Below are 14,377 nucleotides of genomic sequence, written 5' to 3' on the forward strand. Positions count from 1 at the left end.
GGACCCGCGCGCGGCGCTCCGGGGTGCCGTCCGGGCTAGGGGAACGGCCAGGCGTTGGGCTTGCAGGTGGGGCCGCCGTCGAGGGACAGGAACTTGGTCTGCTGCATCATCACGGGGGCGAGCGCGCCCTCCTTGGGGCAGCCCACGTGGCTGTGCCCGAGGCGGTGCCCGACCTCGTGGTTGATCAGCATCTGCCGGTACTCGTGCATCCGCGAAGGGCCGTACGTGGCGGCGCCCTGCGCCCACCGGTAGGCGTTGATCATCGTGCGCGGGGTCGACGCCGCGTCACAGGACACGTTCTCGACCGAGGTGTCCAGACCGGACTTCGCGCACCACCGCGCGGTGGTGCCCGGGCTCGCCAGCGTCACCACGATGTCCGCGTGGCCGGTCGACACCCGCTCGAAGGTCATCGACCCGCCGTGGCCCCAACTGCGCGGATCGTTCAGGGTCGTGAAGACCGTGTCGGAGAACAGCCGCGGGTCCAGCGGCAGCCCCTTCTCGACGTCCACCCGGAACGTCATGACCTTGCCCTTGCCAGGCGCGGCCTGGTGCCCGGGCACCGTCGAGAACGCGCCGGTCAGGCTCAGCTTCGGGTCCAGCGGGTACTGGCGGTCCATCAGCTGGTCGTACGTGGGCGCGGCGGTGACCGTCGCGCTCGGGGTGGCGGTGCGCACCGGCGCGCGGGACGCGTCGTCCGCGGTGGACCGCCCGGCATCGTCCTGACCCGAGCCGCTCCCGGTGTGGTGCTTGCCGGCCGCGGCCTGGCCGCCGACCACCACGGCGAGGACGGTGACCACCGCCGCGGCCGCGGCGCCGCCGAGGGCGCGGCCCTTGCCGCCGCTCCGGCCGCCGTCGGTCCTGCCGTCCGACGGGTCGTCCGGCCCGTCACCGGCGTCGTGCTGGAAGCCGCCGGGCCCCTGGGGCGGGGCGGCGACGCGCGGAGGCGCGGCCACGCCGCCGCGCGGGGGCGCGGGGGCGCGGTCCTCGGAAGCATCGAAGGCATCGAAGGCATCGAAGGCGTCGACGAACTCCTGCCGGGGGCGCGGCACCAGCCGGCCCGGGCCGGGCGTGTGCGGCGCGAGCCGGCCCGCGGCACCGGCCGGGGGTGCCGGCGGGTTCATCGCCGCGGCGGTGTCGTAGGGCGCCCAGTCCGCCGCCCACTCCTCGACGGGGTCGGGCAGCAGGTCGCGGCGGCGGCCACGGCCCGCGCCGGGCGCGGGCCAGTCGCCGGAGGAACCCCAGGCGGCGTGCTCGCGGTGCTCGGGGTGGGCCTGGGGCGGACCGCCGGCCTCGCGGGGCCTGACCACCGCGAACCCGCCGGTGTCACCGAGCGCGTCCCCGCGGCGGCGCCGGCCCGTGCCGGGCGCGCCGAACGCCGACGGCGGCCGGTACCCGCCGGGCCGCGGCACGCCGCCGCCCCCCGGGCCGCCGATGCCGCCGATGTCCTCGCTGCCCTCGCTGCCCTCGCTCGCGCTGTGCTTGCCCACGCCCTCGATCAGCTCCCGGTCGCCGCAGTGCTCGTCGGACTGTACTGCCGTCCGGCCTCGTCGCGGGCCGCGCGGTGGTCGATCTCGTGGAGCAGGTCGCGGAAGGCCCTGGCCACCAGGTCCGGGTGCTCCATCATCGCGACGTGGCCGCTCTCCGGAATGGTCAGCAGCCGGGAGTCGCGGAAGGTGCGGGCCGCGCGGCGCGCGGTCTTCACCGACACCAGCTGGTCCCGGCCGCCGTACACCAGCAGCGTCGGCGCGAGCACCCGCTCGGCCTGGCGCCACAGCGCGTACTGCCCGCCGAGGGTGTAGGCGTTCACGATGCCGCGGGTCGAGCGGATCATCACGTCCCAGAAGTACGGCAGGTCGAGCCGCCGCTGGTACTCCACGGCCGCCGCCTCGCGGGCGCGGGCGTCGACCACGCCCGGGTCGCCGTAGCAGAGGGAGAGCAGCGCCGCGGTGCGGCGCTCTATCGGCCAGTCGCGGGTGGCCCGCATGTACAGCTGCGGGAGGCCCGGGACCGAGGCGAGGCCGGTCGGCCACGCGGTGCGCTGCGGCGGCAGCTCGGGCAGGGCCGGCGAGACGAGCGTCAGCGTGCGCACCAGGTCGGGCCGGGCGGCGGCGACCTTCACGGCCACCGCGCCGCCCATCGAGTTGCCGAACAGGTGCACCGGGCCGCGCCGCTCGTGGTCCAGCAACCGCACCACGGCCCTGGCATGCCCGGCGATCGAGTAGTCGCCGTCGTCCGGCGGCGGGGAGTGCCCGAAGCCCGGCAGGTCCAGCGCCTCGGCCGCGACGGTTCCGCCGAGCCCGGCCATCAGCGCCGACCAGTTCTGCGAGGAGCCGCCCAGGCCGTGCACGCACAGGGCCGGCTCCAGGTCCGTTCCCCCGGGCCCGGAGCGGACCGTCAGTCCCAGGCCGGGCAGCGCGACCGTGCGGGCCGACTCCCCTGCGGCGAGCACCGGTCCCGCGGGCGGAGCGGTCGCCGGTGCGACGGCCGCGCGGGGGGAATCGGTCGTTGGCATGGGCCAATGTTACGAGACGATCACGTGGGGGGCCGTGTGTTCGGTGCCACAAGTGGTGAGAAGACAGAAGGGGCGCACCCTGGGATCAGGGGGAAGGAACGGAGACGCCATGTCCGACGGGATCGAGCACATCCGTGACGGCAGGGCCGGCGGGGCCGGCCGAGGCAGCGCGCTCGACGGCGCCGAGGGCGGCGGCGACTCGCGGGTCCCCGACCGGGAGGCCGGTGACCCCGACCGCCTCGACGACGACACCGCCCGGCAGGAGTCCGACGAGGTCCTGGGCCTGGAGGCACCGGAGGCCGACACCGCGGAGCAGCGCACCGAGGTGCAGCAGCGCCGCGACGATCCGGCCACCGCGCGGTCCTCCGACCGGGACGGCGAGGCCGACCCGGCCGACACCGCGGAACAGCGCCGGGTCGTCGTCGAGGACGAGGACGACTACCGGTGACCGGTGACCGGTTTCAGGGAGTGAGAATGTCCGGCCACACGGCGCACAGGATCGTTACCGAAAAGTACGATGGCCATCGCAGTGTCCCTGTGGTTCAGTCCATCGTTCACTTCTTTCACCACGTGCACTTCTTTCACCGGAACTGGGAGGCGGCGTGACAGCCATCGAGCAGACACAGGCGCGGCCGCGCGGCACCCGCCTGCCCCGCAGGGCGCGGCGTGAGCAGCTGCTGGGGGCGGCCCAGGAGGTCTTCGTCGCGCAGGGCTACCACGCTGCCGCGATGGACGACATCGCCGAGCGGGCGGGGGTCAGCAAGCCGGTCCTCTACCAGCACTTCCCGGGCAAACTCGAGCTGTACCTGGCGCTGCTCGACCAGCACTGCGAGGCGCTGCTGACCTCGGTGCGCGGGGCGCTGGCGTCCACCACGGACAACAAGAAGCGCGTCGAGGCGACCATGGACGCGTACTTCGCGTACGTCGAGGACGAGGGCGGCGCGTTCCGGCTCGTGTTCGAGTCCGACCTGACGAACGAGCCGGCGGTCCGCGAACGCGTGGACCGGGTGTCGCTGCAGTGCGCCGAGGCGATCAGCGAGGTCATCGCCGAGGACACCGGGCTGGCCCGCGAGCAGTCCATGCTGCTGGCGGTGGGCCTGGGCGGCGTCTCCCAGGTCGTGGCCCGCTACTGGCTGGCCAGCGAGAGCCAGGTCCCGCGCGACACCGCGGTGCAGCTGCTCACCTCCCTGGCCTGGCGCGGCATCGCCGGCTTCCCGCTCCACGGCTCGGAAGGCCACCACTAGACCGCCGCCGGGCCGCCGCCGGGCCGATGCCGGGCCGGGGCAGGCCCGCCGACGGCGACGGACGGCCCGTTCCCGCCGGGTCTGTTCGCTCACGGCGTTCCCGGGCGCCGATTTCCGCCGCCCGGGCGGGGCTAGTCTTTGCTGCGTACGGCGCGATCGACCGCGCACACCGCCCGACCATCGGAGGTACCCAGCCGTGGAGGTCAAGATCGGCGTGCAGCACGCGCCGCGCGAGATCAGCATCGAGAGCGCCCAGACCGCGGAAGAGGTGGAGAAGGCCGTCGCCGACGCCCTCTCCGGCACCGCGGCGCTGCTGACCCTGGAGGACGAGCACGGCCGCAAGGTGATCATCCCCGCGGACCGTCTCGCGTACATCGAGATCGGCGAGCCCGCCACCCGCCGGGTCGGCTTCGGCGCCGCGCTCTGAGGCGCTCCTGACATGACGGAGGGGCGGCAACCGGTGGTCACCGGTTGCCGCCCCTCCGTTTTGTTTCCTGGTCCGAGGGGGTAGGACCCGTGGTGAGCACGCCGGCCCGAACCGACCGGAGGGGATCACCATGTGGTGGGAAGCCGCGTTCTACGCCGTGATCGGACTGGCCGCCGCGCTCGCGGCGAGCCACCTGCTGCCCAGGCGGCTCCCCCGGTCCCCGCTCGTGCTGGCCACCGGCCCCGGCGGCGGGCTCGCCGGCGGCCTGGTCGCCCACACGATCTTCGGCGGCGGCCACCTGGAGGCCACCTTCCCGGCGGCCCTCGCGGTCGCCGCGGCCGTCCTCAGCCTGCTCGCCCGCCCCGACACCCGGACCGGCTGGGGCCTGGTCGAGGACTGACGCCCGCCCCCGGCCCGTCCGCACGGTTCCGGCAGGGGCCGGCCCGCGCGCACGCGGGCGGCACCCCGGAGGCCACCGCTTCGGTGGCGTTCGGGTGCGGCACGTCGCCCTCCCCGATGACGTGGATCGCCGAGGGCGGCGGGACGGGCCCGCCCGGCCACTGCCCCGGGTGCGCCACCACGCCGTCGGGCTCCCCCGAAGGGGTGGCCGGACCGGCCCTCCCCGCACGCGCGCGCCACGCGCCCCCCGCGCGGACCGCGGCGCCGAGGGTCAGGCGGCCAGACCGAGCGCCGCCATGCGCTTGGTGTGGGCCTCGGTGATGCGGGAGAACATGCGGCCGACCTCGGCGAGGTCGAACCCGTCGGCGACACCGCCGACCAGCATCGTGGAGAGCGCGTCGCGGTCGGCGACCACGCGCTGCGCCTGCGACAGCGCCTCGCCCATCAGACGGCGGGCCCACAGCGCGAGCCGGCCGCCGACCCGCGGCTCGGCCTCGATGGCCGCCCGCACCTTCTCGATCGCGAATCCGGCGTGCCCGGTGTCGTCGAGGACCGCCAGGACCAGCGTGCGGGTGTCGGAGTCGAGGCGGACGGCCACCTCGCGGTAGAAGTCGGACGCGATCGAGTCGCCGACGTACGCCTTGACCAGGCCCTCCAGCCAGTCCGAGGGAGCGGTCTGGCGGTGGAACTCGTCCAGTGCCGCGCCGAACGGCAGCATCGCCTGGTTCGCCGCCTCGCCGATCTCGGTGAGCCGGTCCCTGAGGCGCTCGAAGTGGTGGAACTCCGCCGCCGCCATGGCCGCCAGCTCCGCCTTGTCCTCCAGGGTCGGGGCGAGCTTGGCGTCCTCGGCGAGCCGCTCGAACGCGGCCAGCTCGCCGTAGGCCAGCGCACCGAGCAGGTCGACGACGGCGGCCCGGTAGTGCGGGTCCGCGGACGCGGCGGCCCAGTCCTGGGCGGCGATCCCGGTGGGGGCGGGGGCGGGGGTCCGGTCGGGCGTGTCAGGCGTCTCCATGCTGCGCACAATAGCCAAGTCCGGGCCCGGCGTAACCGCCCCCCGGCACCGCGGCGCCGCCGCGCCGCAGCAGGCCGTGCGCCGTTCCGGTGCGCCGGGCGGCGCCCGCGGCGGGGTGTCGCCGGGCGGTCACCGGGGCGTCATCGGCCCGGTGAAGTCCCGAACGAAACATTTGATCGGGTGCAGCTACGAGTTTCCGGGGTAGAGTGGTAATGCACCCGTCGGTATCGGCGCGTTTCCGATCACCCGGCGGGCGACGTGTGCAACACCTGGATGCCCGGTCGGTGGCCCGATCGGCTCCGAACCGACCGCCTTCCCGACATCGGGAGGGGCCCACTCGCGGCATGAGCGAGGGCAGCGGTCCCGCGCCTCGCAGCCACCTACGGCTGCACGACACCACCCCTGCGCGGTCAGTGCCCGTCGCCGTAGTCCTTACGGCGATCCGGTGCTCGACCCCCCTTGCCGCACAGTGCCGTCTCACAGAAGAGGCAACATCCTGACCACCACGACGTTCCGCAGCCTGGGAATCCTTCCCGAAACCGCCGAGGCCCTGGAGGCCGTCGGCATCATCACTCCCTTCCCGATCCAGGAGATGACGCTCCCGGTCGCCCTCGCGGGCAACGACGTCATCGGCCAGGCCAAGACCGGCACGGGCAAGACCCTCGGTTTCGGCCTGCCGCTCCTGGAGCGGGTCACCGTCACCGCCGACGTCGAGGCCGGCCGCGCGACGCCCGAGCAGCTCACGGACACGCCGCAGGCGCTCGTCGTCGTCCCCACCCGCGAGCTGTGCCAGCAGGTCACCAACGACCTGCTCACCGCGGGCAAGGTCCGTGACGTCCGGGTCCTCGCGATCTACGGCGGCCGCGCCTACGAGCCGCAGGTCGAGCAGCTGAAGAAGGGCGTCGACGTGGTCGTCGGCACCCCCGGCCGCCTGCTGGACCTCGCCGGCCAGAAGAAGCTCAGCCTCCGCCACGTGCGCAGCCTGGTGCTGGACGAGGCCGACGAGATGCTCGACCTCGGCTTCCTGCCGGACGTCGAGAAGATCATGAGCATGCTGCCGGTGAAGCGGCAGACCATGCTGTTCTCGGCGACCATGCCGGGCGCGGTCATCAGCCTGGCCCGCCGCTACATGTCGCAGCCCACGCACATCCGCGCGACCGCGCCGGACGACGAGGGCGCGACCGTCGCCAACATCACCCAGCACGTCTTCCGCGCCCACTCGATGGACAAGGCGGAGCTGGTCTCCCGCGTGCTGCAGGCCGACGGCCGCGGCCTGGCGATGATCTTCTGCCGCACCAAGCGGACCGCGGCCGACGTCGCCGAGCAGCTGGAGCGGCGCGGCTTCGCCTCCGGCGCCGTGCACGGCGACCTCGGGCAGGGCGCCCGTGAGCAGGCGCTGCGCGCGTTCCGCAACGGCAAGGTCGACGTGCTGGTCTGCACCGACGTCGCCGCCCGCGGCATCGACGTCGAGGGCGTCACGCACGTGATCAACTACCAGACGCCCGAGGACGAGAAGACGTACCTGCACCGGATCGGCCGCACCGGCCGCGCCGGCGCCTCGGGTACCGCGCTCACCCTCGTGGACTGGGACGACATCCCGCGCTGGCAGCTGATCAACAAGGCGCTGGACCTCCCGTTCAACGACCCGGAGGAGACGTACTCCACGTCCCCGCACCTGTATGAGCTGCTGGGCATCCCCGAGGGCACGAAGGGCATACTGCCGCGGGCCGAGCGGACCCGGGCCGGGCTGGACGCGGAGGAGGTCGAGGACCTCGGCGAGACCGGCGCCCGCGGGCCGCGCGGCCGCCGCGGCGGCCGTGGCCCGGCCGAGGCCGAGGAGCGCCCCGCGCGCACCCGCACCCCGCGCCAGCGGCGACGCACCCGTGGCGGTGCGGACGCCGCGGACACCGAGGGCACGCCGGCGACCGCCGAGGCGACCGCCGTCTCCAGCGACGAGGAGCAGGGGGCGCGGACCCCGCGCCGGCGCCGCAGGACCCGCTCCGGCGGGCAGAACGCGCCGGGCGCCCAGGCTCCGGCCGCCGAGTCCCAGGCCGCGCCGGTCACCCCGGTCGCCGACCCGGAGCCGGCCGCCGGTCAGGACGCCCCGAAGGCGCCCCGCCGCCGCAGCCGCAAGCGCACCGCCGAGGGCGACGCCGCGACCGGCGCCGTGAGCGTGGTGGACACCGTCGAGGCCGTCATCCCGGCGCCGGCGACCACTCCCGAGGCACCGGCCGAGGACGCCCCGAAGGCGCCGCGCCGCCGCACCCGCAAGGCCGCGGAGGCCCCCGCGGAGGCCCCCGTCGAGGCGCCCGTGACCCCGGTCGCCGAGCCGGCCGCGGAGGACGCGCCGAAGGCGCCGCGCCGCCGCACCCGCAAGACGGCGGAGGCGCCGGCCGAGGCGGTCGCCGCCGTGGAGACCGTGGCCCCGGCCGCGGACGTGCCGGCCGACGAGGCTCCCAAGGCCCCGCGCCGCCGCACCGCCCGCACGGCGGCCGCGACCGAGGTGCCGGCCCCGGCCACCGCCCCTGAGGCGGCTGCCGAGGACGCGCCGAAGGCCCCGCGCCGCCGCACCCGCAAGACGGCCGCCGCCGAGGTCCCGGCTCCGGCCGCCGCCGCCGAGGCTCCGGCCGAGGAGGCGCCGAAGGCGCCGCGCCGCCGCGCCGCCCGCAAGACGGCCGCGGCCCCGGTCGAGGCGGGCTGACCCCCTCCAGGACGCGCACGGCACCGGCAGCCCGGCCCTTCGGGGCCGGGCTGCCGCCGTTGCGGCGGGTCCCCCGGCGACCCGCGGGGCCGGAACCGCCGCGCCCGCGCCCGGCCACCGCCCGCCCGCCGAGCGGAAACCCGCTCGGAACGCCGCGCTCCGCCGCGGCCGCGACGTGCGACCCGATCACGCCCATAGGCAACCTCACGGACATACACGACGCGTAATCTCCCCTCATGAGCCGTCCTAGCGCCCTGGAACTGCCCGCCAACGTGATCGCCCGCCGGCTGGAGACCACCCGGGGGTCCTTCGCCGTGCTGGACGCCGCGCCCGACCCGCAGACGCCGTACCGCGGCGCCGCACTGCTGGTGCCCGGCTACACCGGCAGCAAGGAGGACTTCCTCGACCTGCTGCCGCCGCTGACGGCGGCCGGGTTCCGGGTGGTCGCGGTGGACGGCCGCGGCCAGCACGAGTCCGGCGGCCCGCGCGACGAAGCCGCCTACGCGCAGGCCGAGTTGGCGGCGGACGTCACCGCGCAGGGCGCCGCGGTCGCCGAGGCGCACGACACCGGCCGGCTGCACCTGCTGGGCCACTCGCTGGGCGGCCACCTGGTGCGCGCGTCGGTGCTGGCGGACGGCCCCGGGCCGTGGGCGTCGCTGACGCTGATGAGTTCGGGCCCGGCGGCCATCGCGCCGGACCAGCAGGTGCGCACGCAGATGGCGGTCGACTTCCTGCCGACCACCGACATGGAGACCGCCTGGCAGGCGCTGCGGGCGATGGACGCCGAGAACGCCCCCGAGGGCCCGGCGGACTCCGGTGCCACGGCCGGCACGCCCGGCGCCGAGGGCACGCCGGCCTGGCTCGACGAGTTCCTGCACCGCCGCTGGGTGAGCACGATCCCCGAGCAACTGATCGCCACCGGACGGCAGTTGATGACCGAACCCGACCGGGTCGGCGAACTCGCCTCCGTACCGCTGCCGAAGCTCGTACTCTCCGGCGAGGTGGACTACGCGTGGCCGCTGCCGTGGATGGACGAGATGGCCGTGCGGCTGGCGGCACGGCGCGTGGTCGTCAAGGGCGCCGAGCACTCCCCCAACGCCGAACGCCCGGCCGAGACCGCCGCCGCGCTGGTCGCCTTCTGGACGGACGCGGCCGGCGTTACCGACGAGTAGTCAGCCGGTCAAGGTTTTTCGTTAGCCAAGGGAATAGTTAGAAGGGGGTGTTCGTTGTCCGTACATGTAACGCGCGACGAAGGGAGAAGCTCCATGCGCTTCGAGATCATGCGCCTCGACGACGTGAACGGCAACGCCGTTGACAGCACCGTCGTGGACGCCTCCGCCGTCAACGAGGTCGTACAGCAGGCCGCAGCTCTGGGCCAGCGCATCTATATCCGCCCGGCGGACTGACACGACGCAGGCTTGACGCAACGGCGCCCCGTACCGATGGAGTACGGGGCGCTTTCGCGTGTCCGGGCGGGGCCGGACACCGGCGGGACCGGTGTGCGGTGCGGCGGCTCAGCCCTGGCCGTGGATGAAGCCGAAGACGCCGTTGGCCACCGACTGCACCGCGATCGCGGACAGCAGCATGCCGGACAGCCGGGTGACCAGCACGACGCCGCCCTCCTTGATCAGCCGGATGATTGCCAGCGAGTAGCGCATGGTCAGCCACAGCACGACGTGCATGGCGATGATGGCCAGCCACACCGAGGTCTGCTGCTCGAAGCCGTCGGCGTGCTGCACGGCGAGGATGACGGTGACGATCGCGCCCGGTCCGGCCAGCAGCGGCATGCCCAGCGGGACCAGCGCGACGTTGACGTCCTTGGTCTGCGTCGGCTCGTCGGCCTTGCCGGTGAGCAGGTCGAGCGCGATGAGCAGGAGCAGCAGCCCGCCGGCGACGCGCAGCGCCGGGACGGAGACGTGCAGGTAGTCCAGGATCTGCTGGCCGCAGATGCCGAAGACGGTGATGACGCCGAGCGCCACGGACGCCGCCTGCCAGGCCATCCGCCGCTGCACCTTGGTGGCGCGGCCGGAGGTCAGGGCCAGGAAGATCGGGGTGATCCCGGGTGGGTCCATGATCACGAACAGGGTGACGAAGACCGACCCGAACAGGGTGAAGTCGAACATGCCAGGGCTTTCGGGGTCGTACGCGGGCAGGCGGGCGGGCGAGCGGGCGCGGACGTCGTGGCGGGCACGACGCGGAGGCCCGGTCGGGTGGGCGGTGCGGAACGGGGTGCGGGGGGCTGAGCTTCGGGAGGGCCGGGGCGGGGGCCGGCGTCGGTGCCGACGCGGCTAGACGGCGCTGATGGGCTGGGCGCCGGTCGCCCTGCGGGCGATCTCCCGGTAGACCTCGGGGTCGGTGGTGCACGCGCCCAGGCGGACCGCCTTGCGGTCGCCGTGGTAGTCGCTGGAGCCGGTGACGAGCACGCCGAGGTCGGCGGCCAGGGCGCGCAGCCGGGCGCGGGTGGGGGCGTCGTGGTCGGTGTGGTCGACCTCCAGGCCGTCCAGGCCCGCCGCGGCCAGCTCGGCGATCACGGGGTCGGGGACCGTCTCGCCGCGCTTGTGGGCGCCGGGGTGGGCGAAGACGGTGACGCCGCCGGCGGCCTTCACCAGCCGGATCGCGTCGAAGGGGTCGAGTTCGTGCTTGGCGACGTACGCCCGGCCGTCGTTGGCCAGCCACTCGGCGGTGAAGGCGTCGGAGACGCTGTCCACCACGCCTGCCTCGACCATCGCGGCGGCGACGTGGGGCCGGCCGACCGAGACGCCGGGGGCGCCCGCCGCCGGGTCGGCACCCGCGTCCGCCGGTATCCCGGCGATCCGGGCCACCTGCTCCCAGGTGACCGGCACGCCCAGTTCCTGGAGCCTGGCGACCATGCCGCGGGCGCGCGGCACGCGGTCGTCGCGGACGAGCTCGCGCTCGCGGTGCAGCTCGGGCTCCGCGGGGTCGAACAGGTAGGCCAGCATGTGCATGCTGATGCCCTGGACCCGGCAGGACAGCTCGGCGCCGGTGACCAGCGTCAGACCGGCCTCCCGCACCTCCCCCGCCTCGGGGCCGGACAGCGCGCGGACGGCCTCGGCGTGGCCGGCCACGGTGTCGTGGTCGGTGAGCGCGACGACGTCCAGGCCCGCGGCGGCGGCGTTGCGCACCAGCTCGGCGGGGGTGTCCGTGCCGTCGGAGGCCGTGGAGTGGGTGTGCAGGTCGACGCGCACGGCACATGCTCCAGGGGGACGGGCGGACGGGGGCGAACACAAGGATAGCGCTCGCGCACACCTGCGATTCCCAGGGCACAGCCCGGCCCCGCGCTCACGATCCGCGGTGGTTCCGGAGAGGTCGGCCGGCTCAGGCCAGCAGGCGCGGCGAGAGCGCGCCGCACGGCAGCAGGTCCACCTCGGCGCCGGCGTCCCGCAGGTCGGTCAGCACCAGCTCGTCGTACATCAGCAGCCCGGTCTCCTCGGGCCAGACGATCGCCCACAGCCACAGCCCGCGGGCCTCGCCCGCGAAGACCACCCGGTCCTCGGGGGTGCCCTCGACGTGCCACAGCGGGGTGGGCCGGCCGGCGGCCAGCACCTTGGCGTGCGGCGGCTTGTCGACGCACATGTCGGGGCCGGGGTCGGGGCCCTTGATGCCGGCGTAGCGGGCGCCGAGCCCGACGCCCAGTTCCTCGGCGATCAGCATGAGCTCTCCCGGACCCCCGAGCGGCCCGGGACCCGAGCAGGCCACCGCGGTGGCGCGGCCTCCGCTGCGGTCGTCACCGGCCGCGGCGATGCCGGAGAACAGCCAGCCGACCGGCAGCGGCCAGGGCATCCACACCGGGACCTGGGAGCGGTGGACCACCACACCGAGCGCTTCGACACTGGGCGGCACGACGGGCTGCAGCGGGTGCACGGTCCCGTGTACGTCGCACTGCCAGGAATCGGCGAAGAGCCCGGGCGCACGGACCCTGCCACCGCACTTCGGGCAACTGGGTTCGCCCCTCATAACGCCCCACGGTCCTCCCGGTACGTGCCCGCGTCAAGGACGATCACCCGTCCGGGCCCAGGTGCCGCGGCACGAAGGGATCGATGCTGCTTGCATTAGTTGCTATAGCCAACCTATTGTGTGTATGACACAACTACTTCGTCGCCCGTCCCCACAGGCGAGAAGGGAATCCCCATGGAACACGCGGATCCCGCCACCCCCGCGGGTGACAAGGCGAGCCTCCTCCGCCAGCCCACCGCGGTGTGGGCCACCGCCGGCGCGGCGGTCGTCGCCTTCATGGGCATCGGGCTCGTCGACCCGATCCTGCCCTCCATCGCCAAGGGCCTGCAGGCCTCGCCGAGCCAGGTCTCGCTGCTGTTCACCAGCTACTTCCTGATCACCGCGGTGGCCATGCTGGTCACCGGCTTCGTCTCCAGCCGGATCGGCGGCAAGAAGACGCTGCTGGCCGGCCTGGCGCTGGTCGTCGTCTTCGCCGGGCTCGCCGGCACCTCGAACTCCGTCGGCGAGCTGGTCGGTTTCCGGGCCGGCTGGGGCCTGGGCAACGCCCTGTTCGTGTCGACCTCGCTGGCCGTCATCGTCGGCGCCGCCAGCGGCGGCGCGGCCGCGGCGATCCTGCTCTACGAGTCGGCGCTCGGCCTCGGCATGGCCTGCGGGCCGCTGCTGGGCGCGGTGCTCGGCGACATGAAGTGGCGCTACCCGTTCTTCGGCACGGCCGTGCTGATGCTGATCGGCTTCATCGCGATCTCGCTGTTCCTCAAGGAGCAGCCCAAGCCGGCGGCCCGCACCTCACTGCTCGACCCGATCAAGGCGCTCGGCCACGGCGGCCTCGCCTCCGCGGCCGCGTCCGCGTTCTTCTACAACTACGCGTTCTTCACGGTCCTGGCGTTCACGCCCTTCGTGCTGAACATGTCGCCCTACCGCTCCGGCGCCGTCTTCTTCGCCTGGGGCGTGCTGCTCGCGGTCTTCTCGGTGCTCGTCGCCCCGCGCCTGCAGTCCCGGTTCGGATCACTGAAGGTGCTCGGCGGCTCCCTGGTGCTGCTCGCCGCGGACCTCGCCGTGCTCGGCTACGGCAGCCACACCACCGCGATCGTCTGCACGATCCTGTCCGGCGCCCTGATCGGCGTGAACAACACCGTCTACACCGAGCTGGCGCTCGGCGTCTCGGACGCCCCGCGCCCGGTGGCCAGCGCCGGCTACAACTTCGTCCGCTGGTTCGCGGCCGCGGCGGCCCCGTACCTGGCGCCGAAGATCGAGGAGTGGACCGACATCCACATCCCGTTCGTGGTCGCGGCCCTGGCCGCCCTCGCCGGCGCGGGAGTCATCGCGGTGCGCCGCCGCCACCTGACCGTGGTGCACGCGGAGGACGTCGTCGCGCAGTCCCCGCACGCGCCCCACGCTCCGGCCGGCGCGGTCCGCTAGGGGCGCGCCGGAGATCCGGACGCCGGACCCTAGTCGAGGCGGGCGGGGGCGCGGCGGGGGTCGCGCAGGTCGGTGCCCTGCGCGAGCCAGCGCTCCTGGAGGGCGGACGCGCCGTGCACCCGCTTCCAGGCGGCCTCGTTGGCCGTCATCGGCAGCAGCGGCAGGAAGCGGACCGGGTCCATCGGCTCGTCGATGTCGAGATCCTCGACGAGCCCGCCGTTCTCGGCGACCAGCACCGCGGAGAACGGGGCGCCGGGCCACAGCGGCTCGCCGACGTCCATGGAGTTCCCCGGCGCCACCACCACGCCCTCGACCTGCGGGGACGCCGCCAGCACCGCCAGCGGCCGCAGCACCTTGTCGGTGTCGGCGAGCCCGGCCCGCACGGTCAGGACCAGTTCGGCGCGCGGCCCGCGCACCGGGTCGGTCACCGCGGCCACGGGGTCGTTCATCGGCTGGGCGGACATGCCCAGGGTGGCGTACCGCACCAGGTCGCCGTCACTGAAACGGAGCACCTCGACCCGCTCGGTTCCCAGGAACGTCACCGCCGCCCGGGCGTCGGGTTCTCCCAGTGCGGAACGCAGCCGCGCCTCCACGAGCACCGTTACGTCAGCCATGACCGGGAGCATACTCAGGCCAAGGACTGGCAAAGCGAGGCGTTGCCACCCTCGGAGCTTGATAAAGTGGAGCG

15 protein-coding genes are annotated in these 14,377 nt (G+C 74.5%); 8 read left to right on the top strand and 7 right to left on the bottom strand.

Annotated features, from left to right (window positions below; genetic code table 11):
• Positions 1–35 precede the first annotated feature (35 nt).
• Both BMW99_RS07890 and BMW99_RS07895 read right to left on the bottom strand, forming a co-directional pair.
• Positions 36–1,487, bottom strand: a complete 1,452-nt coding sequence (locus BMW99_RS07890; RefSeq protein WP_245791284.1) for a DUF3152 domain-containing protein — start codon at positions 1,485–1,487, stop codon at positions 36–38.
• 8 nt (positions 1,488–1,495) lie between these two features.
• A complete protein-coding gene (locus tag BMW99_RS07895) occupies positions 1,496–2,512 on the bottom strand; it encodes an alpha/beta fold hydrolase (RefSeq protein WP_069462100.1) in 1,017 nt (338 codons plus the stop codon).
• Positions 2,513–2,621: 109 nt separating this feature from the next.
• Here BMW99_RS07895 and BMW99_RS07900 point away from each other — a divergent pair, with 109 nt between their 5' ends.
• From BMW99_RS07900 to BMW99_RS07915, 4 genes are all read left to right on the top strand, one after another.
• Positions 2,622–2,960: a hypothetical protein gene (locus BMW99_RS07900; RefSeq protein ID WP_069462099.1), complete on the top strand. Its 339-nt coding sequence runs from the start codon at positions 2,622–2,624 to the stop codon at positions 2,958–2,960.
• 154 nt (positions 2,961–3,114) lie between these two features.
• Positions 3,115–3,756 (top strand): TetR/AcrR family transcriptional regulator, encoded by a 642-nt coding sequence (locus BMW99_RS07905; protein WP_069462098.1) that lies wholly within the window; start codon positions 3,115–3,117, stop codon positions 3,754–3,756.
• A 196-nt stretch (positions 3,757–3,952) separates the two neighbouring features.
• Positions 3,953–4,183: a DUF3107 domain-containing protein gene (locus BMW99_RS07910; RefSeq protein WP_069462097.1), complete on the top strand. Its 231-nt coding sequence runs from the start codon at positions 3,953–3,955 to the stop codon at positions 4,181–4,183.
• A 130-nt stretch (positions 4,184–4,313) separates the two neighbouring features.
• Positions 4,314–4,583 (top strand): hypothetical protein, encoded by a 270-nt coding sequence (locus tag BMW99_RS07915; RefSeq protein ID WP_075016493.1) that lies wholly within the window; start codon positions 4,314–4,316, stop codon positions 4,581–4,583.
• A 270-nt stretch (positions 4,584–4,853) separates the two neighbouring features.
• Here BMW99_RS07915 and BMW99_RS07920 read toward each other — a convergent pair whose 3' ends face one another.
• Positions 4,854–5,594: a ferritin-like fold-containing protein gene (locus BMW99_RS07920; RefSeq protein ID WP_107451645.1), complete on the bottom strand. Its 741-nt coding sequence runs from the start codon at positions 5,592–5,594 to the stop codon at positions 4,854–4,856.
• A gap of 469 nt (positions 5,595–6,063) precedes the next feature.
• On the opposite strand from BMW99_RS07920, the gene BMW99_RS07925 reads away from it, so the two are divergent.
• The 3 genes from BMW99_RS07925 (at position 6,064) to BMW99_RS41235 (ending at position 9,701) form a co-directional block, all read left to right on the top strand.
• The gene (locus tag BMW99_RS07925) at positions 6,064–8,295 is read left to right on the top strand and encodes a DEAD/DEAH box helicase (RefSeq protein WP_407640271.1); all 2,232 of its coding nucleotides are present in this window, start codon (positions 6,064–6,066) and stop codon (positions 8,293–8,295) included.
• 236 nt (positions 8,296–8,531) lie between these two features.
• Entirely contained in the window at positions 8,532–9,467 is a 936-nt protein-coding gene (locus BMW99_RS07930) for an alpha/beta fold hydrolase (RefSeq protein WP_069467425.1), read from the top strand.
• Between the two features lie 93 nt (positions 9,468–9,560).
• Positions 9,561–9,701 carry a hypothetical protein gene (locus BMW99_RS41235; RefSeq protein ID WP_176735758.1) on the top strand — a complete coding sequence of 47 codons (141 nt, stop codon included), beginning with the start codon at positions 9,561–9,563 and terminating at the stop codon, positions 9,699–9,701.
• A 108-nt stretch (positions 9,702–9,809) separates the two neighbouring features.
• Here BMW99_RS41235 and BMW99_RS07935 read toward each other — a convergent pair whose 3' ends face one another.
• From BMW99_RS07935 to BMW99_RS07945, 3 genes are all read right to left on the bottom strand, one after another.
• The gene (locus tag BMW99_RS07935) at positions 9,810–10,418 is read right to left on the bottom strand and encodes a MarC family protein (protein ID WP_075016494.1); all 609 of its coding nucleotides are present in this window, start codon (positions 10,416–10,418) and stop codon (positions 9,810–9,812) included.
• Between the two features lie 165 nt (positions 10,419–10,583).
• Complete coding sequence (locus BMW99_RS07940) at positions 10,584–11,501, bottom strand: PHP domain-containing protein (RefSeq protein WP_075016495.1); 918 nt, start codon at positions 11,499–11,501, stop codon at positions 10,584–10,586.
• A gap of 130 nt (positions 11,502–11,631) precedes the next feature.
• Positions 11,632–12,270, bottom strand: coding sequence for a DUF6758 family protein (locus BMW99_RS07945; protein WP_069467092.1), 639 nt, complete (start codon positions 12,268–12,270; stop codon positions 11,632–11,634).
• A gap of 174 nt (positions 12,271–12,444) precedes the next feature.
• On the opposite strand from BMW99_RS07945, the gene BMW99_RS07950 reads away from it, so the two are divergent.
• Positions 12,445–13,689: an MFS transporter gene (locus tag BMW99_RS07950; RefSeq protein ID WP_069467093.1), complete on the top strand. Its 1,245-nt coding sequence runs from the start codon at positions 12,445–12,447 to the stop codon at positions 13,687–13,689.
• Positions 13,690–13,718: 29 nt separating this feature from the next.
• Here the strand turns inward: BMW99_RS07950 and BMW99_RS07955 are convergent, their stop codons facing one another.
• On the bottom strand, positions 13,719–14,303 hold the full coding sequence (locus BMW99_RS07955; RefSeq protein ID WP_069467095.1) for a suppressor of fused domain protein: 585 nt from the start codon (positions 14,301–14,303) through the stop codon (positions 13,719–13,721).
• Between the last annotated feature and the right edge of the window lie 74 nt (positions 14,304–14,377).

Source organism: Actinacidiphila rubida, from assembly GCF_900110255.1.
GTDB classification, from domain to species: domain Bacteria; phylum Actinomycetota; class Actinomycetes; order Streptomycetales; family Streptomycetaceae; genus Actinacidiphila; species Actinacidiphila rubida.

What these genes read in the sequence shown, in the direction of transcription:
- BMW99_RS07895 (WP_069462100.1), bottom strand. Translation starts at nt 2,512, where the DNA reads ATGCCAACGACCGATTCCCCCCGCGCGGCCGTCGCACCGGCGACCGCT.
- BMW99_RS07900 (WP_069462099.1), top strand. Translation starts at nt 2,622, where the DNA reads ATGTCCGACGGGATCGAGCACATCCGTGACGGCAGGGCCGGCGGGGCC.
- BMW99_RS07915 (WP_075016493.1), top strand. Translation starts at nt 4,314, where the DNA reads ATGTGGTGGGAAGCCGCGTTCTACGCCGTGATCGGACTGGCCGCCGCG.
- BMW99_RS07920 (WP_107451645.1), bottom strand. Translation starts at nt 5,594, where the DNA reads ATGGAGACGCCTGACACGCCCGACCGGACCCCCGCCCCCGCCCCCACC.
- BMW99_RS07930 (WP_069467425.1), top strand. Translation starts at nt 8,532, where the DNA reads ATGAGCCGTCCTAGCGCCCTGGAACTGCCCGCCAACGTGATCGCCCGC.
- BMW99_RS41235 (WP_176735758.1), top strand. Translation starts at nt 9,561, where the DNA reads ATGCGCTTCGAGATCATGCGCCTCGACGACGTGAACGGCAACGCCGTT.
- BMW99_RS07935 (WP_075016494.1), bottom strand. Translation starts at nt 10,418, where the DNA reads ATGTTCGACTTCACCCTGTTCGGGTCGGTCTTCGTCACCCTGTTCGTG.
- BMW99_RS07945 (WP_069467092.1), bottom strand. Translation starts at nt 12,270, where the DNA reads ATGAGGGGCGAACCCAGTTGCCCGAAGTGCGGTGGCAGGGTCCGTGCG.
- BMW99_RS07950 (WP_069467093.1), top strand. Translation starts at nt 12,445, where the DNA reads ATGGAACACGCGGATCCCGCCACCCCCGCGGGTGACAAGGCGAGCCTC.
- BMW99_RS07955 (WP_069467095.1), bottom strand. Translation starts at nt 14,303, where the DNA reads ATGGCTGACGTAACGGTGCTCGTGGAGGCGCGGCTGCGTTCCGCACTG.